Annotated in this window: 20 protein-coding genes; 14 read left to right on the top strand and 6 right to left on the bottom strand. The window is 73.7% G+C overall.

Going from position 1 to position 23,490, the window contains the following annotated elements; genetic code table 11:
• The first annotated feature begins 153 nt into the window (after positions 1-153).
• The 5 genes from H291_RS0127040 (at position 154) to H291_RS0127020 (ending at position 6,383) form a co-directional block, all read left to right on the top strand.
• The gene (locus tag H291_RS0127040) at positions 154-996 is read left to right on the top strand and encodes a hypothetical protein (protein ID WP_157237383.1); all 843 of its coding nucleotides are present in this window, start codon (positions 154-156) and stop codon (positions 994-996) included.
• Between the two features lie 64 nt (positions 997-1,060).
• A complete protein-coding gene (locus H291_RS0127035) occupies positions 1,061-3,262 on the top strand; it encodes a dynamin family protein (RefSeq protein ID WP_020018161.1) in 2,202 nt (733 codons plus the stop codon).
• Positions 3,259-5,109, top strand: coding sequence for a dynamin family protein (locus H291_RS0127030; protein ID WP_020018160.1), 1,851 nt, complete (start codon positions 3,259-3,261; stop codon positions 5,107-5,109). Before H291_RS0127035 ends, H291_RS0127030 begins: the two co-directional genes overlap by 4 nt.
• 60 nt (positions 5,110-5,169) lie before the next feature.
• The gene (locus H291_RS0127025) at positions 5,170-5,670 is read left to right on the top strand and encodes an acyl-CoA thioesterase (RefSeq protein ID WP_020018159.1); all 501 of its coding nucleotides are present in this window, start codon (positions 5,170-5,172) and stop codon (positions 5,668-5,670) included.
• A gap of 62 nt (positions 5,671-5,732) precedes the next feature.
• Positions 5,733-6,383, top strand: a complete 651-nt coding sequence (locus tag H291_RS0127020) for a hypothetical protein (RefSeq protein WP_020018158.1) — start codon at positions 5,733-5,735, stop codon at positions 6,381-6,383.
• Positions 6,384-6,388: 5 nt separating this feature from the next.
• Here H291_RS0127020 and H291_RS0127015 read toward each other — a convergent pair whose 3' ends face one another.
• Together H291_RS0127015 and H291_RS0127010 are read right to left on the bottom strand one after the other, a co-directional pair.
• Positions 6,389-7,345 (bottom strand): acyl-CoA thioesterase, encoded by a 957-nt coding sequence (locus H291_RS0127015; protein ID WP_020018157.1) that lies wholly within the window; start codon positions 7,343-7,345, stop codon positions 6,389-6,391.
• A gap of 41 nt (positions 7,346-7,386) precedes the next feature.
• Positions 7,387-7,782: a globin gene (locus H291_RS0127010; protein ID WP_026366179.1), complete on the bottom strand. Its 396-nt coding sequence runs from the start codon at positions 7,780-7,782 to the stop codon at positions 7,387-7,389.
• A gap of 134 nt (positions 7,783-7,916) precedes the next feature.
• Here H291_RS0127010 and H291_RS0127005 point away from each other — a divergent pair, with 134 nt between their 5' ends.
• From H291_RS0127005 to malQ, 3 genes are all read left to right on the top strand, one after another.
• Positions 7,917-8,150, top strand: a complete 234-nt coding sequence (locus H291_RS0127005; RefSeq protein ID WP_020018155.1) for a glucose PTS transporter subunit EIIB — start codon at positions 7,917-7,919, stop codon at positions 8,148-8,150.
• 189 nt (positions 8,151-8,339) lie between these two features.
• Complete coding sequence (locus tag H291_RS0127000) at positions 8,340-9,395, top strand: mechanosensitive ion channel family protein (protein ID WP_142033403.1); 1,056 nt, start codon at positions 8,340-8,342, stop codon at positions 9,393-9,395.
• Positions 9,396-9,484: 89 nt separating this feature from the next.
• Positions 9,485-11,719, top strand: coding sequence for a 4-alpha-glucanotransferase (gene malQ / locus H291_RS0126995; RefSeq protein WP_051109649.1), 2,235 nt, complete (start codon positions 9,485-9,487; stop codon positions 11,717-11,719).
• Positions 11,720-11,794: 75 nt separating this feature from the next.
• Here the strand turns inward: malQ and H291_RS33060 are convergent, their stop codons facing one another.
• Positions 11,795-12,817, bottom strand: a complete 1,023-nt coding sequence (locus H291_RS33060; protein WP_157237381.1) for a hypothetical protein — start codon at positions 12,815-12,817, stop codon at positions 11,795-11,797.
• Positions 12,818-13,025: 208 nt separating this feature from the next.
• Here H291_RS33060 and pepN point away from each other — a divergent pair, with 208 nt between their 5' ends.
• Entirely contained in the window at positions 13,026-15,614 is a 2,589-nt protein-coding gene (gene pepN / locus H291_RS0126980) for an aminopeptidase N (RefSeq protein WP_020018151.1), read from the top strand.
• 126 nt (positions 15,615-15,740) lie between these two features.
• Here the strand turns inward: pepN and H291_RS0126975 are convergent, their stop codons facing one another.
• On the bottom strand, positions 15,741-17,795 hold the full coding sequence (locus tag H291_RS0126975; protein WP_020018150.1) for a M13 family metallopeptidase: 2,055 nt from the start codon (positions 17,793-17,795) through the stop codon (positions 15,741-15,743).
• Between the two features lie 79 nt (positions 17,796-17,874).
• On the opposite strand from H291_RS0126975, the gene H291_RS0126970 reads away from it, so the two are divergent.
• From H291_RS0126970 to H291_RS0126960, 3 genes are all read left to right on the top strand, one after another.
• The gene (locus H291_RS0126970; protein WP_051109644.1) at positions 17,875-18,486 is read left to right on the top strand and encodes a hypothetical protein; all 612 of its coding nucleotides are present in this window, start codon (positions 17,875-17,877) and stop codon (positions 18,484-18,486) included.
• 68 nt (positions 18,487-18,554) lie between these two features.
• Positions 18,555-19,007: a ribose-5-phosphate isomerase gene (locus H291_RS0126965; protein ID WP_020018148.1), complete on the top strand. Its 453-nt coding sequence runs from the start codon at positions 18,555-18,557 to the stop codon at positions 19,005-19,007.
• Positions 19,000-20,004, top strand: a complete 1,005-nt coding sequence (locus H291_RS0126960) for an Fpg/Nei family DNA glycosylase (protein WP_020018147.1) — start codon at positions 19,000-19,002, stop codon at positions 20,002-20,004. Before H291_RS0126965 ends, H291_RS0126960 begins: the two co-directional genes overlap by 8 nt.
• Before the next feature lie 6 nt (positions 20,005-20,010).
• Here the strand turns inward: H291_RS0126960 and H291_RS0126955 are convergent, their stop codons facing one another.
• Positions 20,011-21,321: a GNAT family N-acetyltransferase gene (locus tag H291_RS0126955; RefSeq protein WP_020018146.1), complete on the bottom strand. Its 1,311-nt coding sequence runs from the start codon at positions 21,319-21,321 to the stop codon at positions 20,011-20,013.
• Positions 21,322-21,416: 95 nt separating this feature from the next.
• Here H291_RS0126955 and H291_RS0126950 point away from each other — a divergent pair, with 95 nt between their 5' ends.
• A complete protein-coding gene (locus H291_RS0126950; protein ID WP_026366178.1) occupies positions 21,417-21,839 on the top strand; it encodes an MGMT family protein in 423 nt (140 codons plus the stop codon).
• 12 nt (positions 21,840-21,851) lie between these two features.
• Here the strand turns inward: H291_RS0126950 and H291_RS0126945 are convergent, their stop codons facing one another.
• On the bottom strand, positions 21,852-22,964 hold the full coding sequence (locus H291_RS0126945) for an LLM class F420-dependent oxidoreductase (RefSeq protein WP_020018144.1): 1,113 nt from the start codon (positions 22,962-22,964) through the stop codon (positions 21,852-21,854).
• 103 nt (positions 22,965-23,067) lie between these two features.
• On the opposite strand from H291_RS0126945, the gene H291_RS0126940 reads away from it, so the two are divergent.
• Positions 23,068-23,460, top strand: coding sequence for an MmcQ/YjbR family DNA-binding protein (locus tag H291_RS0126940; protein WP_020018143.1), 393 nt, complete (start codon positions 23,068-23,070; stop codon positions 23,458-23,460).
• Positions 23,461-23,490 lie beyond the last annotated feature (30 nt).

Here is a 23,490-nt window from a genome sequence, read left to right as displayed (position 1 = left end):
TCGCAACACGAACTGTGGTTTGCGGGTGAAAGCGCAGTTCGGCACACTCCGGCCATGAGCGCTGTGCGGCGACCGGCTTGGTCCGATCTACCCCCGTCTGTCCGTTCTCGTGTCAGCGAGTCGATGGGGGGCCGCGTGATCGGTTCGGCCCCCATGAGCGGAACGGACCTGGCCCCGCTCGAGGTGCTGCAGACGGCGGCGGGCCGGTCGATCGTGCGGGCGGTGGGGCCGGAGGCCCCGGTGACCCAGGACCGCATGGCCGCCGAGGCCGCCTCGCTCGCCACGCTGCCCGACGACGTGCCCAGCCTGGAGCGCGAGTGGTACGTCGACGAGGAGCTCCCCGGCGCGGGCCGCTGGGTGGTCCTCGGCTACCGGAACGAGCCCATCCGCCCGCCGCGCGATCCCTGGGACGACGCCGACCTCGCCGCCGCCGTCGAGCTCGCGATCCAGATCGGCTCGACCGAGGCGCCCCCGGGCCTGCCCGACGCGCTCGACCAGATCGACGTCGACGCCTGGGCCACGATCGCCGCGATGCGGCCGGCCGGGCTGACGGCGTTCACGCCGTGGCTGTCCGACAAGGTCGAGCACCTCGCCGACATCGCCCGTTATGCCGGCGAGGCGATGTCGGGCAAGAGCCTGGTGCACGGCGCGCTCCGCCGGGAGTCGATCCTGATCACCGACCACGGCTGGGACGCGACCAGCGCCCACGCCGTCGACTGGTTCATGCCGTCGCACGGCGCCTCGTTCCTCGACGTCGTCCTCCTGCTGCCGCACCTGCGGGTCGACGGCGCCCCGCCGCCCGGGGTGGTGCTCGACCGGCACCCCCTGCCCGACGTCGACCCCGAGGCGCTGACCTGCGCCGTGACCGTCGTCGCCGGGGCGCTCGTGCTCGAGTCGATGCGGCCGCCGGAGCCCGGCGCCCCGCACGGCCGCGCCGTCCAGCGCGAGGTGGCACACGCGGCGCTGGACTGGCTGCGGTCCCGCCTCGGCGGCTGAGCTTTCACCTCGTTGCCACATCACGGGCGCGCCTGACCTGCGCCGCTGCGGCAGACTGAGCGCCATGACCGACAAGGGCGACGACGGCGCGGTGCCCGGCACACCGCGAGGGGACGCGAGCCCGTGGCAGACCGCCGGGCGGCCGGCCGCACCCGGCGCGAGTCCGGCCGCTGGGCCTGGCTCGGGAGAACCTGCTGAGGCCGCTGAGCCCGCTGACGGGCCCGGGGAGGGCGCCGGTCCAACGACCCCGGAGTCCCCGGCCCCGGCCGCGCCCACGTCGTCCGCCCCGCCCACCACGCCCGCCCTGCCCGACGACGAGTCCGGGCTGACCGGGGCGCTCGAGGTGCTCCGGGCCCGGCTCGGCGCGCTGCGCCTGCCGCTGGAGACCACGGGCGTGGACGCGGCACGCACCGAGCTGCGCCGGTCCACCGACCAGCTCGACGACTACCTGCTGCCGCGGCTGCGCGCCCAGAAGGCGCCGCTGCTCGTGGTGGTCGGCGGGTCCACGGGGGCGGGCAAGTCGACCCTGGTGAACTCCGTGCTCGGTGAGAAGGTGACGCAGCCGGGCGTGCTGCGGCCCACCACCAAGGCGCCGGTGCTCGTGCACCATCCGCTCGACGCCCGCTGGTTCTCGACGGACCGCGTGCTGCCCGGCCTGGCACGCGTGACGGCGTCGGGTGCCGCGGCCTCGGGCGGCGCGGCGTCGGGTACCGCGGCGTCGAACGGCTCCGCGCCGTCCGAGCCCTCCCGCACCCTGCGCCTCGTGCCGAGCGACGCCCTGCCCCGGGGCCTGGCCCTGCTGGACGCGCCGGACATCGACTCGGTCGACACCGCCAACCGGGAGCTCGCCGCCCAGCTCCTCGGCGCGGCCGATCTCTGGCTGTTCGTCACGACGTCCGCCCGCTACGCCGACGCCGTCCCCTGGGACCTGCTGAACCAGGCCGCCGCCCGCAAGGCGCAGGTCGCGATGGTGCTGGACCGGGTGGACCCGGGCGCGGAGGCCACGGCCGACGACCTGCGCGACATGATGGTCGAGCACGGCCTGCCCGACAGCCCGCTGTTCGTCATCGCCGAGGGCGAGCTGGCCGAGGGGATGCTGCCCGAGGACGGCGTCGGGGACGTCTCCCGCTGGCTCACCGGGCTGGGCGGCGATGCCGACGCGCGCCGTCGCGTGATCGCCGCGACCCGCGACGGCGTGGTCGACTCCCTGGTGGTCCGGGCGGGCGAGCTCGCCGACGCGGCCGACGAGCAGGAGGCCGCCGACGTGCGGCTGCGGCACGTCGTGGACCGCGCCTACGCGGACGCCGTGGCGCACGTGGCCGCTGCGACGTCGGACGGCGCGCTGCTGCGCGGCGAGGTCCTGGCCCGCTGGCAGGACTTCGTGGGCACGGGCGAGTTCTTCCGGGCCGTGGAGGAGGGCATCGGCCGGTTCCGGGACGCGGTGGGCACGTTCTTCCGGGGCAAGCCCAAGGAGGCGCCCCAGGTCGAGAAGGCGATCGCGCACGGCCTGGAGTCCGTGGTGCTCGACGCCGCCGAGGAGGCCGCCGAGCGCTCCTACCAGGGCTGGCGCGGCGACGCCGCGGGCTCAGCCCTGCTGGAGGGCCTGGAGCTGTCGCGCACGCCCGCGGCGCTGCGCGCCGAGGTGGGCGAGCAGATCCGCGGCTGGCAGGGCGACGTCCTGGGCTTGGTGCGCGAGCAGGGCGAGTCCAAGCGCGGCCGGGCCCGTGCGCTGTCGTTCGGGGTCAACGGCCTGGGCGTGGCGCTCATGATCTTCGTGTTCGCCTCCACGGGCGGGCTCACCGGCATCGAGGTCGGCATCGCGGGCGGTTCGGCCGTGCTGGCCCAGCGCCTGCTGGAGGCCGTGTTCGGGGAGGACGCCGTGCGGCGGCTCGCCGTGCAGGCCCGCGACCGGCTGCGCGCCCGCATCCAGGCGGTCATGGACGGGCAGGCCGCCCGGTACACCGCCCAGCTCGACGCGCTCGGCTCCGCGGAGGCGGGCGGTCCCGGCCTGCGCGCGGCGGCCGCGGCCGTTGCTTCCGCCGCCTCGGCGGAACGGCGGTCGCGGGCCGGCGAGGCGGAGGCGGCGTCCGGCGCGGCGGCACGGGGCTCGGCGGCGTCCGGCGAGGACCTGGTCGAGGGCCGCGGGCTGCGCGGCGTCCGCGCGAAGGCCGCGGGCACGGGCCCGGCCGACGGCCGGGGAGATCTGACGGGGCAGCCGGCCCGGAAGGGCTTCTGGAAGCGCCTCTTCGGGGACGGCGACCGATGAGCCGGCTCGACCTGGCCGCCCGCACCTCGGCGCTCGACACCGCGGTCCAGGCCGCCGAGGGCCGCATCGAGCCCGCGCTCCTGGCCGAGGCGCGCGCCGTCGTGACCCGGGCACGCGAGCGCGGCGGGCTCTCCGCCGAGCACACCGTGGTGGCGCTGGCCGGGGCCACGGGGTCGGGCAAGTCGTCGGTGCTGAACGCGGTGGCCGGGTTCGCGATCGCCCAGCCGGGCGTGCGGCGTCCGACGACGTCGCACCCCATGGCCGCCGTGTGGGGCGACGGCGCGGACCCGCTGCTGGACTGGCTGGAGGTCGGCCGCCGGCACCATGTGGGGACGGGCAGCGATGGCCCGTCCGCCGGCGTCGAGACCCCCACACCGCCGGTCGAGCTTGTCGAGACCTCTGAAGCCGGTAGCCAGGTCTCGACAAGCTCGACCAGCGACGGGCCAACCAGCGGGGTCTCCGCCCCCGCCCGCGGCCCCTTCCGCCGGCGCACCCCCGCCGGCGACACCACCGGCCTCGTCCTGCTCGACCTCCCCGACCACGACTCGGTCGTGACCGAGCACCGCATGCGCGCCGAGCGCCTGGTGCAGCGCGCCGACCTCCTGGTCTGGGTCGTGGACCCGCAGAAGTACGCCGATGCCGCGCTGCACGAGGGCTTCCTGCGCCCGCTCGCGGGCCGCGCCGAGGTGGTGGTCGTGGCCCTCAACCAGGCCGACCGCCTGACGCCGGAGGAGACCTCGGCGATGCTGGCCGACCTGAAGCGGCTCGTGGCCGAGGACGGCCTGGACGGCGCGCGCGTGCTCGCCGTCTCGGCGAAGACCGGCCAGGGGATGGACGACCTGCGCGGGCTGCTGGCGAAGGCCGCGGCCAGGCGCGAGGCCGCGACCGCCCGGCTCGCGGCGGACGAGCGGGTCGTGGCGCAGCGGATCGTCGACGAGTGCGGCACGCCGCCGCCGTCGCGCGCCGGGAGCCAGGCCAGGGGCGACCTGGTGGCGGCCCTGGAGGACGCCGCGGGGGTGCCCACGGTGGTCGACGCCGTGCGCGTGTCCGCGCGCCGGGACGCCCGTGCGGCGACCGGCTGGCCGCTCACCCGCTGGATCGGGCGCCTGCGCAAGGACCCGCTGCGGCGGCTCGGCCTGCGCTCGGCGGACCGGGAGCAGCGGGCGCCGTCGGGCCGCGAGGACCTGGTGCGCACGTCGCTGCCCACGGCACGGCCGGCGGTGCGGTCCACCGCGGCCTCCGCCGTGCGGCGGTACGTCGAGGACGTGACACGCGGCGTCGCCGACCCGTGGGTGCTGGCGGCGCGCTCGCGCGGCCAGGCGGGCATCGACGCGCTGCCTGACGCCCTGGACCAGGCCGTGGCCACGACCCGCGTGGAGGTGTCGCGCCGCCCGGTGTGGTGGTCGCTCGTGAACGTGGTGCAGTGGCTCCTGGTCGCCGCGCTGGTCACGGGCCTGGTGTGGCTCTTCGTGCTGTTCGGCTTCGCGTACCTGCAGCTCCCGCCGCTGCCGACGCCCGTGCTGACCCTGCCGACCTGGTCGGGGGACGGCGGAGTCGTCTTCCCGGGAGCACCCGAACCGGGCTCCGACGTGGGGGTCCGCGTCGACCTCTTCACGATCCCCTGGCCCACGCTCCTGGTGCTCGGCGGGGTGCTGCTCGGTCTGCTGCTCGCCCTGGTGTGCCGGGTCTTCGGCGCCCTGGGTGCCCGCCGCCGGGCGATGGCCGCGCGCCGCCGGCTGCGGCAGTCCGTGGGCAAGGTCGCCGACCGGCTCGTGCGGGAACCCGTGGGGGAGGAGCTGGCCCGGCTCGCGAGCTGCCGGACGGCGGCGACGGTCGCCGCGAGCTGAGGCCCGCGGGCTGGGGCGCGCGGGGCGGCCGGGAGGGGCAGCCGGGAGAGGATAGGCACCATGACACGCCTGCACGTTCCCGTCACGCTGCGCTGGTCCGACCTGGACGCCTACGCCCACGTCAACAACGTGGCGATGTTCCGCCTCCTGGAGGACGCCCGGATCACGGCCTTCTGGCTGCACCCCGAGGCGCCGGAGGGCGAGGCCTGGCCGACGGCGGTCGTGCCGACCGGACCCGACGCCGACTCGCACACCCTCGTGGCCGGGCAGCGCATCGAGTACCTGCGCCCCCTGCTGTTCACCCGCACGCCGGTGCGCGTGGAGATGTGGCTCGGCCGGATCGGCGGCGCCAGCGCCGAGGTCTGCTACGAGGTGCACGACGGCGCGGCGAGCATGCCGAAGACCGGCCCGACGTCGGGCGGCAAGCCCTACGCGCGGGCGACGACCACGCTCGTGTTCGTCGACGCCGCCACCGACCGGCCCCGCCGCCTCACCGAGGGGGAGCGCCTGGCCTGGAAGGCGTTCGAGGAGGAGCCGATCACGTTCCGCCACCGCGGCTGACTGGCCCTCAGCGTGTCCGAATTGGTAAATTCATCCCCCTTGGTTTCGGCCACGGAGGAACAGTGGATCTGCCCACGCACTACCTTGACCCGGTCACCCTGCACGAGGTGTTCGACGACGTCCCGGCGGCTCAGGCGTACCTCGCCGAGCTGGCGCGGGACCCTGCCCGCGACGAGCCGGCCGCGCTCGCCGTCCGCGTGCCCCTGACCAGGGCGCTCGCCGCCGAGGCGGACGAGCCCGAGGCCGAGCTGGCCGAGGCCGAGCGCCTCGGCTGGCTCGCCGTCGGCCTGGCGGGCGGCCCAGCGGACGACGCCGCGGCCGCGCACTCGCACGCCGCCGACGTGCCCCTGGGCGCCGTCGCGCCGCTGCTGCGGCTGGCCCACGTGCTGCAGTGGCGGCACCGGTTCTCGGAGGCCGACCTGCTGTTCGGCCTGGCCCTGGAGGCCGCGCACTACTACGGCGAGCACGCCGCGAGCATCGAGCACGCGCGCAAGCTGGAGTTCCGCGCCCTGCAGGACTGGGGCCGGTGCCGCTACGACCAGGCGCTGGAGGTGCACGCCGACCAGGCCCGCCCCTACCTCGGGGAGGCGCTGGCCCTGTTCGTGCGCGCCCTGGAGCAGCGCGTCGACGTCGCCGCGACGCCGGCGGAGGTCGCGACCGTCCGCCTGGCGGAGCGGGCGGCCCGCGACCGGCTGGCGGAGCTCGGGGCCTAGACCGGTCAGCCCGGCAGGCGGATCATGCCCTCCTGGCCCGCCGTGGCGACCAGGGCGCCGTCCTGCGTGTAGACCGCCGCGGTGCCCAGGGCGCGGCCGCCCTGCGCCGTCGGCGAGGTCTGGACGAACAGCATCCACTCGTCGACCCAGACGTCGCGGTGCCACCACATGCCGTGGTCGAGGCTGGCCATGGGCACGGAAGCGCCCACCTCCTGCCAGGACTTGCCCGCGGCGCGCAGGGCGGGCTCCAGCATGAGCTGGTCGCAGGCGAACGCGAGCAGGGCGCGGTGCAGGGCCTGGTCCTTGATGCCCAGCGGCCGGCGGGTGCGCATCCAGACCATCTGGGTGGCGGGCGGGCGGCCGCCGTCGGCCACCGCGGCGTCCGGGTGCAGGTACAGGGAGCCGCCCACGTGGCGCAGCTCGAACGCCGAGTCCGTCCAGAACTGGGCTCGGACGGCGGCACCCGGGGGCAGCACGGCGAGCTCGTCGAAGGCGGAGCCGACCTCGTCCGGCGGGGGCACGTCCCGCGGCATCGGCATGGCGTGCTCGTAACCGGGCTGGTCCTCCTGGAAGGAGGCGATCATCGACAGGATCGGCTTGCCGAACTGGATCGCGTGCGTGCGCCGCGCGCTGAACGAGCGCCCGTCGCGCAGCCGCTCCACCGCGAAGTCGATGGGCTCCTCCACGCGGCCCTCCCGCAGGAAGTAGCCGTGCAGCGAGTGGATCTGCCGGCCGTCGGGCACCGTGCGGTCCGCGGCCAGGATGGCCTGCGCGAGCACCTGACCCCCGTAGGCCCGGTTGGCCGGGCCGGGCATGCTGGTGCCGCGCAGCACGTCCTCCTCGCCCCGCGGCCCCCAGCCCTCGAGGTGCCGCAGGTCGAGCACCTCCAGGAGGCGGTCGAGGGCGTCGGGCGTACGTTCCACCGGTCCGCCGGCGGTCGGGTCAGGGGTGGTGGCGTCCACGCGGGGCGTCTCCTTCAGTGCTTCGGTCGGTCGGTGCCGGGTCAGTCTTCGAACGTGTTGATCATGCTGAAGGCGGCGCGCTCCAGGTAGTCCCACAGCTGCGACTCGTGGATCGGCGCCAGCCCCAGGGAGTCGACGGCGGTCCGCATGTGCGCGAGCCAGCGGTCGCGGGCGTCCGGGTTCACCTTGAACGGCGCGTGCCGCATCCGCAGCCGCGGGTGGCCGCGCTGCGCGGAGTAGGTGCCGGGCCCGCCCCAGTACTGCTCGAGGAACAGCGTGAGCCGCTCCTTCGCCGGCCCGAGGTCCTCCTCGGGGTACATGGGGCGCAGCACGGGGTCGTCGGCGACGCCGTCGTAGAACGCGTCGACGAGGCGCACGAACGTGTCGTGGCCGCCGACGGCGTCGAAGAAGGAGGGTTCCTGGGTCACGCCTGTCATCCTGCCACCCGTGTATGACGGTCCGGTGAAACTCGGTCTCGTGTGAGCGAGTCGACAATTGCCCGGGCGAAGGGCTTGCCAGCACAGATAGGGTGGTACCAATACCTGCAGCGACGCACGGTGGGAGTTGAGACATGACCAAGGCTGACCAGATCCTTGCGGCACTCGGGGGAACCTCGAACGTCGTCGAGCTGGAACCGTGCATCACCCGGCTCCGTGTCGAGGTGAGCGATCCGTCCCTGGTGGACGAGCCCGGACTCAAGTCGTCGGGCGCGTTCGGCGTGGTGCGGTCAGGCAGGGTGGTTCAGGTGATCGTCGGTCCCGAGGCGGACAACCTCGCGGCCGAGCTCGACACGCTCAGGGTGTGATCACGAGGGCGTGAGCCAGAGAGTGTGACGTGCACGGGCCCGGGACTCGTCCCGGGCCCGTGATCTGCTTCACGACGGCCCGACGGCGTGCAACCGCGACGCGAACGGGCTGTGAAAATCGCGCAGTGGTCCCTCGGACCCGGGCCGAGATGCCTGATCGCGGGCGCCGACCCGAGTAGCGTTCGTGTCGTGTTCGAGTCTCTTGCTGCCTCCGTGTTCGACAGCGCCGAGGACTTCTGGGTCTGGTTCGGCGACAAGCCCCTGACCGTCATCCTGATCCTGGTCGGCGGTACCGTCGCCATCGCCGTCCTGCGCCGTGTGGTCACGGCCCTCACCGAGCGCATCGCCATCGGCCAGAAGCCCCGCGCGGTCGTCGAGACCGCCGCGCCGCCGGTGGGCACCACCACGGGCACCATCCCGGTGACCACGCCCGGCGCCGTCTCGGGAGCCACCACCAAGCGCAAGCGCAAGAACGCGCTGATGACGCCCCAGGCGCTGGCCGACGTCTTCGGCGCGGTCAACCCGCGCGCGGCCGAGCGGCGCGCCCAGCGGGCGCGGACCGTCGGCTCGGTGCTGAACTCCGCCGTGAACATCGTGATCGGCACCGTCATGGTGCTCTCGATCATGCAGACGGTCGGCTGGCCCGTCGCCCCGCTCCTGGCCTCCGCCGGCGTCGTGGGCGTCGCGCTCGGTTTCGGCGCGCAGAGCCTGGTCAAGGACTTCATCTCCGGCGTGTTCCTGCTCATCGAGGACCAGTTCGGCGTGGGCGACAACGTGGACCTCGGCGCCGGCGTGGTCGGCACGGTCGAGACCATGGGCCTGCGGCTCACCCAGGTGCGGGCCTTCGACGGCACCCTCTGGTACGTCCGCAACGGCGAGATCCTGCGCGCGGGCAACCGCACCCAGGAGTGGAGCCGCGCGGTCGCCCCCGTGCAGGTGCCGCTCGGCGCCGACATCGACGCGGTGCGCGCCGCCCTCGGCCGCGCCGTCGACCGGGTCAAGAACGACCCCGAGCTGGCCGACAGCCTCCTGGAGACGCCGTCGGTGCGCGGCGTGGACGACGTCGACCAGGGCGGCCTGACCTTCACGCTGCACGCCCAGGTGCGCCCCGCCCAGCAGTGGGCCGTCGCCCGCTCGCTGCGCGTCGCGGCCCACGCGGCGCTGCTCGACGCCGGGATCGTCGCGCGCTCGGCGCCCACCCCGTTCGACGAGGCGGTCGCGGGAGACACCCCCGGCGTCAGCTGACGGCGCAGGGCCGGGTGAGGTTTTCGGGCCTGGTTGCGCCCGGTACGCGTCGGTAGATGGCAGGATCTTTCCTTGTGACCGACGAACCGATGCCCGGGGCCACCGGAGACGGATCCGCCGTGCCCGCGGAGCTGACCGAGCTGGCGACCGCCCACGGCGTGCAGTGCGAGTACACCGACCACGACGGCGTCGAGCAGCAGGTCAGCTCCTCGACGCTCGTCGCGGTGCTGGAGGCGCTCGGCGTCCAGGCGTCGACCCCGGGGGCCGTCACGGCCAGCCTGGAGCGGGCCCGCGACGACGAGTGGCGCACGATGCTCCCGCCCACGGTCGTCACGCGGGAGGGCACCGAGGTACAGGTCGCGGTGCACGTGGCCGACGGCGCGGACGTGACCGCGTGGGTCGAGCTGGAGCAGACCGAGACGCCCGCCGTGCCGGTCAGCGCCACGCCCTGGCGGGTGGCGGCACCCGGCGCCACGACCGCGACGGGCTCGTTCGCCACGGTGCGGGGCACGCGCGTGCAGCTACGCCAGGCCGACGTCTACACCGAGCCGCGCACCGTGGACAGCCGCAAGGTGGGCCGGGCGACGTTCACGCTCCCGGACACCCTGCCGCTCGGCTGGCACACGCTGCGTGCCGAGTCGGGCGGGCAGACGGCGCAGGCCACGCTCGTCGTGACCCCAGCGAAGCTGGAGCTGCGCAAGAAGATCGCGCGCAAGCAGGCCTGGGGCTTCATGGTCCAGCTCTACTCGGTGCGCTCCCGCGACTCCTGGGGCATGGGCGACCTCGCCGACCTGGCCGACCTGGCATGGCAGACGGCGCACAACGGCGGGGCCGACTTCGTTGCGGTCAACCCGCTGCACGCCACCGAGCCGGTGCTGCCGGTGACCCCGAGCCCGTACCTGCCCACCTCCCGCCGGTTCATGTCGCCCCTGTACATCCGGGTCGAGGACATCCGTGAGACGGCGTACCTCTCGGCCGCGGACCGCTCGCTCGTCGAGTGGGCCGCCGAGCCCGTCAGGGAGCTGTCCGAGGACTCCGGCCCGATCGACCGCGACGCGATCTGGGAGGCCAAGAAGGCCGCGCTGGAGGTCGTGTACACCGCGCCCCGCTCGGCGGCCCGCCAGACCGCCTTCGACGAGTTCGTGCTGGCCCAGGGCCGGGGCCTGGTGGACTTCGCCACCTGGTGCGCCATCAAGGAGCACCTCGACGGCCGTGACTGGCCCGTCGAGCTCGCCGACCCGGGCTCGTCCGGCGTCCAGACGCTGCGCAACGCGCTGTCCGACCGCGTGCAGTTCTACTGCTGGCTGCAGTGGGTGGCCGACGAGCAGCTGCGCGCCGCGCACCGCGCCGGCCTCGACGCGGGCATGCGGATGGGTGTGTTCAAGGACCTCGCCGTCGGCTCGAACCCGGAGGGCGCCGACGCCTGGGCGGACGCCGCCGTCCTCGCCCGCGGCGTGTCCGTGGGCGCCCCGCCGGACATGTACAACCAGCAGGGCCAGAACTGGTCCCAGCCGCCGTGGCACCCGCGCGCGCTGGCGAAGGTGGGCTACGCGCCCTACCGCGAGATGCTGCGCACCGTGCTGCGGCACTGCGGCGGCCTGCGCGTGGACCACATCCTCGGGCTCTTCCGGCTCTGGTGGATCCCGGGCGGGGCGCGCGCGTCGGCCGGCGCGTACGTCACCTACGACCACGAGGCGCTCATCGGCATCCTGTGCCTGGAGGCGCACCGCGCCGGGGTCGCCGTCGTCGGCGAGGACCTCGGCACGTTCGAGCCGTGGATCCGCGACTACCTCGCCGAGCGCGGCATCCTCGGCACGTCCGTGCTGCTCTTCGAGCGGGACGCCGACGGGGTGCCGGTCGAGCCGGAGGCGTACCGCGCCCAGGCCCTGGCCACCGTCACGACGCACGACCTGCCGCCCACCGCGGGCTACCTCGCGGGCGAGCACGTGGACCTGCGCGAACGCCTCGGGCTGCTCACGGAGGACGCGCAGGTCCTGCGCGGGCGCGCCCGGCAGGAGCGCGAGTCGCTGGTGGAGGCGCTCTCGCGGCGCGGCCTGACGACGTTCGACCCGTCGGAGCGCGAGCTGGTCGAGGGCCTGCACCGCTACCTCAAGGACACGCCGGCGGCGCTGGTGGGGGTGTCGCTGGCCGACGCCGTGGGCGAGCGCCGGGCGCAGAACCAGCCCGGCACCGACTCCGAGTACCCGAACTGGCGGGTGCCGCTGGCGGACTCGGCGGGCACGGTGGTGATGCTGGAGGACCTGTTCAGCAACGCCCGCCTGCGCTCCCTCGTCACGGTGATGAACGAGGAGCCGCCGGCATAACCCGCCGTGACGACAGTGCTGGTCGAGCTTGTCGAGACCCGGGTCTCGACAAGCTCGACCAGCGCTGGGTAAGGGTCAGGCCTGCCCGATGCCCGCGCGGGCGATCGAGAAGCCGCTGCCGGTCTCGTCCGCCACGCAGGTCACGCCGGTCTTGGCGCTGGTGCACGTGAAGCCGTGGGCCTTCTTCGTGGCGTCGTACTTCAGGATCGGGACGTCGCCGCCGGCGGCCTTGGGCTGGTCGTTCTTGGCCACGCACGGCTGGGTCACGTTGCCGGTCGGGTCGACCTTCGCGACGTAGCCGGAGGCACCGCCGCAGGAGGCGTCGGGGGCGGGCTTCTGGTTGAGCTCCGCGATGCCGCAGGTCGCGGCGTCGGCGGAGATCGTGCAGGTGATGTTGAGCGACGGCGCGGCGAAGGTCTCGACCCCGGCGCCGCCGTCGGTCTCCAGGCCCTCCTCGGCCTCCGGCTCGGTCGACTGCTCGGCGGCCGAGGACTCGCCTCCGCCCGAGGCGGAGGTGTCGGGGGAGCCGAGCAGGTTCACGGCGAACACGATCGCGGCGACCACGAGCAACACGTCCAGGGCGATGAACGCGATCCAGCCGGGGCTGAGCTTCTTGCGCTCGGGCTCCTGCTGGTAGCCGCCGGGCTGGCCGGCGTAGACCGGCTGGCCGTACTGGTCGTAGCCCTGCGGCTGGTACTGCGCGGGCTGCTGCTGGTACTGGCCCTGCTGCTGGTACTGCCCCTGCGGCTGGTACTGGCCGGGCTGCTGCTGCTGCTGGTAGCCGCCCTGCTGCGCGTACCCCTGCTGCTGGTACTGCTCGGGGTAGTACTGCTGCTGCATCGTCGGGTCGCCGCCGCGCTGCACGGACTGCACCCGGGGCGCGCCCGGTGCGGCCGGGGCGGGGGTGACGGCCTGGGCGAACTGGTTGGTCGGCGAGATGGCGGGCGGCTTGCGCGTCGCCGCCGAGACACGCTGCACCGGCGCCTGCTGGACAGGCGTGGGCATGGTGGCGGGGTGCTGCTCCTGGAGGGGAGCCGTGGGCTCCTCATCAGGGCTGCCGCCCGGTGGCGGTGGCGGGGGCGGCACAGTGCCGGACATCGGGCAACTCCTCAGCTCAAATCGGTCGGTCTGGGCGACCGCGGTTGATCGTACACAAAGGCGTTACTCGCTGTTACTCCTGCGTGGCATGATCGACGAGTCGTCGCAGGTAGTTCACACACCGGACGAGAAGCCAACCGATAAAGCGCGTTTTTCCGACGCGCGGGGCGCCGTTCGGCGCCCATGAGCAGACAGACGTGGAGGGCCCGTGCCCGGAGAGAACCTGACCCGCGCCGAGGCGGTCGAACGCGCCGGCGTCGTAGCGGTCGAGTCGTACGAGATCGCGCTGGACCTGACCACCGGTCCGGACACTTTCGCGTCCGCCACGACGCTGCGCTTCACCGCGACCGAGGGAGCCTCGACCTTCGTCGACCTGGTCGCACCGGCCGTGCGGTCCGTGACGCTGAACGGCCGCGAGCTGGACCCCGCCGTCGTGTTCGCCGACTCGCGGATCGCCCTGGACGGGCTGGCCGCGGACAACGAGCTCGTGGTCGTCGCCGACTGCGGCTACACGAACACCGGCGAGGGCCTGCACCGCTTCGTCGACCCCGTCGACGGCGAGGTGTACCTCTATACCCAGTTCGAGGTGCCGGACGCGCGCCGCGTGTTCGCCTGCTTCGAGCAGCCCGACCTCAAGGCCACGTTCCAGTTCACCGTGACCGCGCCCGCCGCGTGGGAGGTCGTGAGCAACGAGCCGACGCCGGAGCCGGTCGCGGTCCCGACAGGCTCGACCAGCGGGGGCGGCTCGACCGGCGGGGACGACGTCGAGGCCGCGACCTGGACGTTCGAGCCCACCGGTCGCATCTCGACCTACATCACGGCGCTCGTCGCGGGCCCGTACGCGGTGGTCCGCTCGTCCCTGACGTCGTCGGACGGCCGTGAGATCCCGCTCGGCGCGTTCTGCCGCAAGTCGCTCTCCGCGCACTTCGACGCCGACTACATCTTCGAGAAGACCCGCCAGGGCTTCGAGTTCTACGAGTCCACGTTCGGCGTGCCGTACCCGTTCACCAAGTACGACCAGCTGTTCGTGCCCGAGTACAACATGGGCGCCATGGAGAACGCGGGCTGCGTCACCTTCACGGAGTCGTACGTCTTCCGCTCCAAGGTGACCGAGGCCGTGCGTGAGCGCCGCGTCGTGACGATCCTGCACGAGCTGGCGCACATGTGGTTCGGCGACCTGGTCACCATGAAGTGGTGGAACGACCTCTGGCTGAACGAGTCGTTCGCCGAGTACGCCTCCACGCTCGCCACGGCCGAGGCCACCGAGTTCGAGGCGGCCTGGACCACGTTCTCCGCGATGGAGAAGTCGTGGGCGTACAAGCAGGACCAGCTCCCGTCCACGCACCCGATCGTCGCCGAGATCAAGGACCTGGAGGACGTCCAGGTCAACTTCGACGGCATCACGTACGCCAAGGGCGCCTCGGTGCTCAAGCAGCTCGTGGCCTGGGTGGGCCGGGACGCGTTCATCGCGGGCGTGTCCGCCTACTTCGGCAAGCACGCGTGGGGCAACACCGAGCTGCCCGACCTGCTCACCGAGCTCGAGGCCACCAGCGGCCGCGACCTCAAGGCATGGTCCAAGCTGTGGCTCGAGACGGCCGGCGTCAACACGCTGCGCCCGGTCATCGAGACGGACAGCCACGGCCGCATCATGTCGTTCGTCGTGGAGCAGACGGCGCCCGCCGAGTGGCCCACCATCCGCCCGCACCGCCTCGGCATCGGCTTCTACAGCCTGTCCGACGGCGGAGAGCTGGCGCGCACGCGCTTCGTCGAGGTCGACGTCGACGGGCCGCGGACCGACGTCAAGGAGCTCGTGGAGCTCGACCGCCCGGCGCTCGTGCTGCTCAACGACCAGGACCTCGCCTACGCGAAGATCCGCCTCGACGCCGACTCGCTCCGCGTCGCGCTGGAGCACCTGGCTGACATCACCGACCCGCTGGCGCGGTCCCTTGTCTGGGGCTCGGTCTGGGACGCGGTGCGCGACGGCGAGGTGCCGGCGTCGGAGTACGTGCAGCTCGTGCTGGGCGGCATCGCCGGCGAGACCGAGTCCACGACGCTGCGCACCACGCTGAACCAGATGGTGCTGGCCGCCAAGCAGTTCGTGGCGCCGTCGGCCCGCGCGGCGACGCTCGCCCAGGTGGGCGACACGCTGTGGTCGCTCGTGGGCGACGCGGCCGCCGGGTCGGACACGCAGTTCCAGCTCGTGAAGTTCTTCGCGCACGTGGCCTCGACGCCCGCGCACGTCGCGACGCTCTCCGGCCTGCTGGACGGGTCCGTCGCGCTCGACGGCCTGGAGATCGACACCGACCTGCGGTGGGAGCTGCTGGAGGGCCTCGTGCTCAACGGCGCCGCCGGCGACGCGGAGATCGACACCACGCTGGCCGCCGACGACACCGCGACGGGCCGGCAGTCCGCGGCCCGGGCCCGGGCCGCCAAGCCGACGGTCGAGGGCAAGCTCGCCGCCCTGTCCTCGGTGGTCGACGCCGCCGACGTGCCGAACGCGATCATCCGGAACACCGGGCTCGGGTTCCTGCACGTCAACGACCCGGCCCCGCTGGCCGACGTCGTGCAGCCGTACCTGGACGCCGTGCTCAAGGTGTGGGACGAGCGCAGCTACCACATCGCCGAGGAGATCATCGAGGGCTTCTACCCGGCCCCGCTGGCGTCGGCGGAGCTGCGCGACGCGACGAAGGCCTGGCTGGAGGCGAACGCGGACGCCGCCCCGGCGCTGCGCCGGCTGGTCGTCGAGGCGCTGGCGGGCACGGACCGCGCCCTGAAGGCCCAGGCCAAGGACGCCTGACGCCCGGGGCGGCCCGGCCAGGCCTCACTGGCCGGGCCGCCTCGCCTGCTCACCTTTGAGGCCTAAGTTTCTTCGCTTTGGACTGCTCCAAAGCGAAGAAACTTAGGCCTCAAAGGTGAGGGGCGACTACCAGATGCGGACCCGGGCCTCCGGCTCGAGGTACAGCGCGTCGCCCGGCTGGACGTCGTAGGTCGCGTAGAACTCGTCCACGTTGCTCACCACGCCGTTGCAGCGGAACTCGTTGGGGGAGTGCGGGTCGGTCGCCAGACGGCGCAGCACCTCCTCGTCGCGGCCCTTGGACTGCCACACCTGGGCCCAGCCGAGGAAGATCCGCTCCAGGGCCGTCAGCCCGTCCACGACCGGCGCCTCGTCCAGCGGCTTGCCGAGCGCGATCCGGTAGGCCTTGATCGCGATCGAGAGCCCGCCTAGGTCGCCGATGTTCTCGCCGATCGTCAGGCTGCCGTTCACGTGCGCCTCGGCGGCGCTCTCGCCGCCGCCCTCGCCCTCCTCGGAGCCCTCGGACGCCTCGGACGCCTCGGACACCTCGACGGCCGACCCCGCGAGCTGCGCAGGCCGGAACGCGTCGTACTGCGCGATCAGCGCGCTCGTGCGCTTCTCGAACTCGGCGCGGTCGGTGTCGGTCCACCAGTCCTCGAGGCGGCCGTCGCCGTCGTACTTGGAGCCCTGGTCGTCGAACCCGTGCCCGATCTCGTGCCCGATGACGCCGCCGATGCCGCCGAAGTTCACGGCGTCGTCGGCCTCGGGGTCGAAGAACGGGGGCTGCAGGATCGCCGCGGGGAACACGATCTCGTTCATGCCTGGGTTGTAGTAGGCGTTGACGGTCTGCGGCGTCATGAACCATTCGTCGCGGTCCAGCGGCTTGCCGATCTTGGCGAGCTCGAAGTCCTGGTCGAACGCGTTGGACCGGCGCACGTTGCCGACCACGTCGGCGGCGTCGACCTCCAGGCCGGAGTAGTCACGCCAGCGCACCGGGTAGCCGACCTTGGGCGTGAACTTCTCCAGCTTGGTCAGCGCCTTCGCCTTGGTCTCGTCGGTCATCCAGTCGAGGCCCTGGATCGACTCGCGGTACGCGTCGACCAGCGCGGCGACGAGGCGGTCCATCTTCGCCTTGTTCGCCGGCGGGAAGTGTCGCGCGACGTACTCCGAGCCCACGACCTCGCCGAGGGCGCCCTCCACGAGGGCCACGCCGCGCTTCCAGCGCTCGCGCACCTCCTGGGCGCCGGTCAGGGTGCGGCCGTAGAAGTCGAAGTTGGCCTCGACGATCTCGTCGGTGAGGTACGGCGCCCGGGCGCTGACCACGTGGTACGTCATCCAGAGCTGCCAGTCGAGCAGCGACAGCTCGCTCCACAGGGCGGCGAAGCCGGTCGCGAAGTCGGGCTCGCGGACCACGATGTCGTCGAACGCGCCGGCCGGCACGCCCAGCGCCTCGGCCCAGGCCACCCAGTCGAAGCCCGGCGCGGACTCGACCAGGGCGGACAGCGTCATCGGGTTGTAGGTCAGGGTCGCGTCGCGGTCGCGCACCACGTCCCAGTGGTGGCCGGCCAGCTTCTTCTCGACCTCGTACACGCGCTGGGCGGCGTCGTCGGCCGTGATGCCCCAGGTCTCGTGGACCGGCGTGAAGCGCAGCATCCGGGCCACGTGCGGCACGTACTTCTTGCGCAGCGCCGCGTACTGCTCCTCGCGGTAGTACGCCTCGTCGGGCAGGCCCAGCCCGGACTGCCGCAGGTAGACGACGTACTTCTCGGGGTCGGTCGCGTCGTTGTCCACCCAGAAGCGGACGCCGGCCGTGCCGCCCGTGCGCTGCAGCGTGCCGAGCGCGCGGGTCAGGGCCGCGGCGTCGGCGGCCTCACGGATGAGCGCGAAGTCCTCGTCCAGGGGCGTGGTCCCGAGCGCGGCGATGCGCTCGGTGTCCATGAAGCTCGCGTACAGGTCACCGATCTGGGACCCGGTGGGCGCGTCCTGGATGATCTCGCGGACGTGCACCTCGGCCTGGTCGTAGAGGTCGCGGAAGGCGCCGTCCATCGCACGGTCGGCGGGGATCTCGTGGGTGTCGATCCACCGCCCGTTGACGTGTCGGTACAGGTCGTCCTGCGGGCGGGTGGCGGGGTCGAGTGCGTCGAGGTCGATTCCCGACGTGGTTCCTGTGGCATCGCTCGTCATTGCGCCAGCGTACGCAACGCGCCGGGCGCACACCGGTGACCTGCCCGAACGGTCGCGGGCGCTGTGATGTACTCACCCGATGCGTTCAACTCCCCGAGCCCTCCTGACCATCTCTCTCTGCGGCGTGGCCCTGGCTCTCGCGGGCTGTTCGGCGGACGCGGCCGGCGACGACCCCGCGTCGTCGTCCTCGCCGACGTCGGAGGCAACGACGCCCACGTCGGAGCCGACGCCGGAGGACTCGGCTCCCGAGCCCACCGAGGGCGCCGCGGACGGCTCGCTGACCGACGGCAGCCAGGAGCTGGAGATCGAGTCGTACGCCGGCACCTTCCTCGCACCCACCGTCGAGGGCGGGCTGGCCCTGGTCGAGGACCCCGCGGCCAACGAGGTGCCCGCGCAGTGGATCATCGGTCCCGTGGAGGCCGGCGGGGACGACTTCCAGCTCACCACCGTCGCGCTCACCGACGGCGAGCCGTCGTGCCTCACGCTGTCGGACGGCGGCGACCCCGCGCTCGCCACGTGCGACCCCGCTGACGCGAGCCAGGTGTTCGGCGTGACGACGCTCGACCGCCCCGAGCAGGTCTCCATCAGCAACGAGGCGGGGGTCCTCGCCGTCGACGCCGAGAGCGGGTCGCTCACGGTGCACCCCGACGGCGCGGACGTGAGCAGCACGTTCACGCTCGCCGCTTCCTGATCTCCCGCCCGCGTACCGGTTCGTGGCGTGCGGCGGTCGACTGATCGTCGATGAGGGAAGATGGGGCCATGCGTCTCCACATCGCCGCCGACCACGCCGGGTACGACCTCAAGCAGCACCTGGTGCAGCACCTCACCGCCGCCGGGCACGACGTCACCGACCACGGTGCCCACGAGCTCGACCCCCTGGACGACTACCCGTCCTTCTGCCTCTCCGCCGGTGAGGCCGTCGTCGCCGAGCCGGGCTCGCTCGGCATCGTGATCGGTGGTTCGGGCAACGGCGAGCAGATCGCCGCGAACAAGGTGACCGGCGTCCGCGCCGTGCTCGCCTGGTCGCTGGAGACGGCGAAGCTCGGCCGTCAGCACAACGACGCGAACGTGATCGCCGTCGGCGGGCGCATGCACAGCGTGGAGGAGGCGACGTCGTTCGTCGAGGCCTTCGTGGCCGAGCCGTTCAGCGGCGACGAGCGGCACCAGCGCCGCATCGACCAGCTCGCCGAGTACGAGAGCAAGCGTGCCTGAGGGACACACCGTCCACCGCCTCGCGCGGACGTTCGACACGCTGTACGCCGGGCAGGTGCTCCGGGTGAGCAGCCCGCAGGGGCGGTTCGCCGACGGCGCCGGCGTGCTGGACGGCCGTCGTCTCGTGGCGAGCGAGGCGTGGGGCAAGCAGCTCTTCCTCGGGTTCGTTCCTGCTGGTGTGCCGGATCCCCGGCCGACGGCGTCCGACACGGTGTGGCTGCGTACCCACCTCGGCCTGTACGGCGCGTGGACGTTCGCGGGCGCCCCGGACGCACCCGAGGTCGCGCACGCGATCGGCGCGCCACGGCGGCGGATCGGGGAGCGGGACTCGGTGCCGCCGTCGGCCCCGTCCTCGTCCGTTACCTCTGACACGTGGGACGTGCCGGAGCCGCGCGGGCAGGTGCGGGTGCGCCTGCTCGGCGAGCACGCCGTCGCCGACCTCACCGGTCCGACGGCGTGCGAGGTGATCACGGCCGACGAGAAGCAGGCCGTCGAGGCGCGCCTGGGCCCCGACCCCATCCGGGACGACGGCGACCCGGAGGCCTTCGTGGCCCGGGTCGGCCGGTCCCGGGTGACGATCGGGCAGCAGCTCATGGACCAGGCCGTCGTCGCGGGCGTGGGCAACATCTACCGCGCCGAGGCGCTCTTCCGCGCCGGCGTGGACCCGCTGCGGCCCGGGCGCGACGTGCCGGCGTCGTCCGTTCGGGCGATCTGGGACGACCTGGTCGTGCTCATGCGCGACGGCGCGGACCACGGCGCGATCGTCACCACGCGGCCGGAGGACCGGGACGCGGGGCGGGCGGACGCCGAGGGGGCGCACGCCACCCCCGCCCGGACCCGGCAGAACACCGACGGCGCCCCCGGTGCCGTGCCCTCCGACCAGGCCTTCTACGTGTACCACCGGGACGGGCTGCCGTGCCGCGTGTGCGGGTCGCCGGTGCTGGTCAAGGAGCTGGCGGGCCGCAACCTGTTCTGGTGCGGCACCTGCCAGACCTGAGGGGGGTCAGAACACCCAGGACGCCCCCGGCGCGACCGGCCAGCCGAACGCGGCGCTCGCCCGCGCCAGCGCCCCCTGCCCCCGCCCGGGGTGCACGGTGACCAGCCCGACCGCGGCGAGCGTCGCGAGCGACTTCCCGCCCAGGTAGGCCGCGCCCAGCTCGCGGACGTCGAGCGACAGCTCGGGCGCCTGAACCTCCGGGTCCACCCGCTCCACCGTCGCCGGCCCGAACGCCTCGGCGCGCAGCCGGTACACCCCGGCGTTCGCGGGCAGCCGCGTGTCGGTCACGGCGAGCGTGACGTCGACGTCGGCGGCGTACTGCCGACCCGCGAGGGCCGCGGGCACGTCGACCACCCGCACCCACAGGTTGTCCGGCGTGCGCGGCGCGGCAGCGCGCAGGTTCACCAGGAGCTGCGTCACCACGTCGTCCACCGGCAGGATGAACGGGCTCACCTCGTTCGTCAGGTCGAGGTCGAGCAGCGCGCCCCACAGCGCGCGGGCCGCCGCGGCGTCGAGCGCCACGACCTCCCCGGCGCTGACCTGCCCGCGCGGGCCGGTCGGCTCCCAGCTGAGGTTCCGGCGGAACGTCACGTAGCCGCGCGGCTCGCCGTCGAGCTCGACGACGATGATGCGCCGCGACTCGCGCCCGCCGCGATGGACCGGGGCGTCGTCCCACAGGACGGCCTGCAGCTCCTCGGTCTCGCGCGTGACCCAGCCGGGCCGGTTCAGACCGGGGACGCCGGCCGGGGCGGCGCCCGCGGCGCGGTGCAGCCGGTCCACCAGCGCGCCGTGGCGCTCGCGGGAGGCGACCTCGACCCGGACCGTGTGCCGCTCGGCGCCGGGCACGTCGCGCAGGGCCGCACCGCGCGGGACGTCGAGACGCAGGTCGTCGGCGGCATGGCCGTAGCCGAACCGGCCGTAGATCGCGGCCTCGGCGGCGAACAGGGCGCTCAGCGGCTCGCCGCGCTCGACGGAGCGCGCCAGGTGCAGGTCGATCATCGAGGTCAGCAGGCCGCGCCGGCGGTGCTGCGGGTGCACGCCCACCCAGGTCAGGCCCGCCGTCGGCAGCTCGGCACCGGGCACCGGGAACTGCGCGAACGGGTAGGAGGCGTGCATCGCCACGAGGCCGTCGGAGCCGTCCGCCTCGATGCCCACCGCGCGTTCCCAGGTGAGCGGGGACGGGGCGGCGTCGAGGTCGTCGTGCGAGTGGCCCGTGGGGAAGGCCCAGGTGTCCAGCTCGGTCACGAGGCGCTGGTCGTCGGGGGTCAGCGTGCGCCAGCGGTACCCCGCCGGCAGGGCGATCTGGGGAAGTGCCATGAGCCGATCGTCGCACCCGCGGGCAAGCGGAAAACCGTCGGGCGCACGTGGGCCCGCGCCGGGCGATGTCGGTGGTCGCGTCTACGATCGCATCCGTGAACCAGCCGCCGTCCGGACCCCCGCTCACCGACGTCGAGGAGTACGCCGCCGCCGTGCTCGACGTCGTCCGCAGCATCCCGTCCGGCCGCGCCATGACCTACGGGCTCATCGCGGAGATCGTCGGCGAGGAGCTCGGCCGCGGCGGCCCGCGCCAGGTCGGGAGCGTCCTGGCGGGTTCAGGCAGTCGCTACGCACACCTCGTCCCGGACGACGACGGCGGGCCGGGCGGGGACGACGGCGACCGCGTGCCCTGGTGGCGCGTGGTGAACGCCGCGGGCTCCCCGCCGCAGCAGCACCTGACCGAGGCCCTGGACGCGCTGCGCGCCGAGGGCTGCCCGCTGTCCAAGGACGGCCGCCGCGTGAACCTCCGGCGCGCTGTCTGGTTCCCGGAGGACGCCGAGCCGACGGCCCTCCGGTAACCAGGCGTCCGGTCAGACCTTGGACGGAGCGACCTTCGCGAGGAGCGACCCCGCCGTCGACCGGGCGCGCCCGGCCAGCGAGCTGTCCTGCGTCGCGGCCAGCAGCGCGAGCATCGAGGCTGGGTCGCCCTGGACGAGCAGCGTCGTGATCGCGGTCTTCTCCCAGGTGGGCAGCTCGCGGCGGATCTTGTCGGCCGGCCCGACGAGCGCGATCTCCTCGACGAGCTGCGTCGGCACGGCCGCGGCCGCCTCCTCCTTGCGCCCGGCGAGGTACAGCTCCTGCACCTTGTCGAGCGGCTCCTTGTAGCCGAGCCGGTCGAGCGACTGCTTGTGGAAGTTCGCCTCCTTGGCGCCCATCCCGCCCGCGTAGAGCGCGATGTGCGGCCGGATGACGTCGGCGGCGGCCTCGACGTCGTCCCGCACCACGACGGGGACCGTGGCGCACACCTCGAACCGGTCGGCCGCCGAACGTTTCTCGGAGCGGACGTCGAAGCCCTCGGCCAGCAGCGCGCGGAACTCGTCGTCCATGCGGGGCGCGTAGAAACCGGCCATCCAGCCGTCCGCGATCTCGGCGGCCAGCGCCACGTTCTTGGGCCCCTGCGCGGCCAGCACGATCGGGATCTCGGGGCGGAACGGGTGCACGGTCGGCTTGAGGGCCTTGCCCAGCCCGGTCGCACCCTCGGCGTCGGCGGACAGCGGGAGCTGGTAGAACGAGCCGTCGTGGGTCACGGGCGCCTCGCGGCGCATGACCTGCCGCACGATGTCCACGTACTCGCGGGTCCGGGCCAGCGGGCGCTTGTAGGGCTGCCCGTACCAGCCCTCGACCACCTGCGGGCCGGAGGCGCCGAGCCCGAGCACGAACCGGCCCCTGGACAGATGGTCCATCGTCAGGGCCTGCATGGCGGTCGCCGTCGGCGTTCGGGCGGAGATCTGGGCGATGCCCGTGCCCAGCCGCACGTTCCGGGTGCGGGAGCCCCACCAGGCCAGGGGCGAGAAGGCGTCGGAACCGTAGGCCTCGGCGGTCCACACCGAGTCGAGGCCGAGCTTGTCGGCGGCCACGATGAACTGCTGGATGCCCTTCGGGGGCCTGCGGGACCAGTAACCGGTCTGGAATCCGATGCGCATGGGGTTCACCTCATCGTGGGAACGGCTTACCTGGGACGGCGCGTCCCAGGTACTGCCCACACCCTACCGGTCCCGCGGCGGCCGTTGTGGTTACGGTGGTCCCGTGGCCACCTACGACGACGTCGCCCGGCTCGCCCTCGCGCTCCCCGAGACCTCCGAGGGCCTGAGCTACCGCCACCGTGCCTGGTCCGTGGGCACCAAGGCGTTCGCCTGGGAGCGCCCCTTCACGAAGGCCGACCTCAAGCGCTTCGGCGACGACCCGGTGCCGGAGGGCCCGATCCTCGGCGTCCGGGTCGAGGACCTGGAGGAGAAGGAGGCGATCCTGGCCGAGGGCCGGCCGGGGTTCTTCACCATCGCGCACTTCGACGGCTTCGCCGGGATGCTGATCCAGCTGGGCGTTATCACCGACGCCGGGCTCCAGGCGGCCCTGGTCGACGCGTGGCTCGCCGCCGCGCCCCCGAAGCTGGCGCAGGAGCACGCGGACCGGCTGCGCTGAGCGCGCGGGCCGGCGCGGCCTGGTGCGGCA

Source organism: Promicromonospora sukumoe 327MFSha3.1, from assembly GCF_000385135.1.
In the GTDB taxonomy this organism is placed as follows: Bacteria; Actinomycetota; Actinomycetes; order Actinomycetales; family Cellulomonadaceae; genus Promicromonospora; species Promicromonospora sukumoe_B.
The sequence above is the reverse complement of the archived record's forward strand: the minus strand, read 5'-3'. Positions and strand labels throughout refer to the sequence as shown.

Bases quoted from the DNA above. Each gene is read 5' to 3' on its own strand.
- H291_RS0127040 (WP_157237383.1), top strand. From the start codon at position 154: ATGAGCGGAACGGACCTGGCCCCGCTCGAGGTGCTGCAGACGGCGGCG.
- H291_RS0127035 (WP_020018161.1), top strand. From the start codon at position 1,061: ATGACCGACAAGGGCGACGACGGCGCGGTGCCCGGCACACCGCGAGGG.
- H291_RS0127030 (WP_020018160.1), top strand. From the start codon at position 3,259: ATGAGCCGGCTCGACCTGGCCGCCCGCACCTCGGCGCTCGACACCGCG.
- H291_RS0127025 (WP_020018159.1), top strand. From the start codon at position 5,170: ATGACACGCCTGCACGTTCCCGTCACGCTGCGCTGGTCCGACCTGGAC.
- H291_RS0127010 (WP_026366179.1), bottom strand. From the start codon at position 7,782: ATGACAGGCGTGACCCAGGAACCCTCCTTCTTCGACGCCGTCGGCGGC.
- H291_RS0127005 (WP_020018155.1), top strand. From the start codon at position 7,917: ATGACCAAGGCTGACCAGATCCTTGCGGCACTCGGGGGAACCTCGAAC.
- malQ (WP_051109649.1), top strand. From the start codon at position 9,485: ATGCCCGGGGCCACCGGAGACGGATCCGCCGTGCCCGCGGAGCTGACC.
- H291_RS33060 (WP_157237381.1), bottom strand. From the start codon at position 12,817: ATGTCCGGCACTGTGCCGCCCCCGCCACCGCCACCGGGCGGCAGCCCT.
- H291_RS0126975 (WP_020018150.1), bottom strand. From the start codon at position 17,795: ATGACGAGCGATGCCACAGGAACCACGTCGGGAATCGACCTCGACGCA.
- H291_RS0126970 (WP_051109644.1), top strand. From the start codon at position 17,875: ATGCGTTCAACTCCCCGAGCCCTCCTGACCATCTCTCTCTGCGGCGTG.
- H291_RS0126965 (WP_020018148.1), top strand. From the start codon at position 18,555: ATGCGTCTCCACATCGCCGCCGACCACGCCGGGTACGACCTCAAGCAG.
- H291_RS0126955 (WP_020018146.1), bottom strand. From the start codon at position 21,321: ATGGCACTTCCCCAGATCGCCCTGCCGGCGGGGTACCGCTGGCGCACG.
- H291_RS0126945 (WP_020018144.1), bottom strand. From the start codon at position 22,964: ATGCGCATCGGATTCCAGACCGGTTACTGGTCCCGCAGGCCCCCGAAG.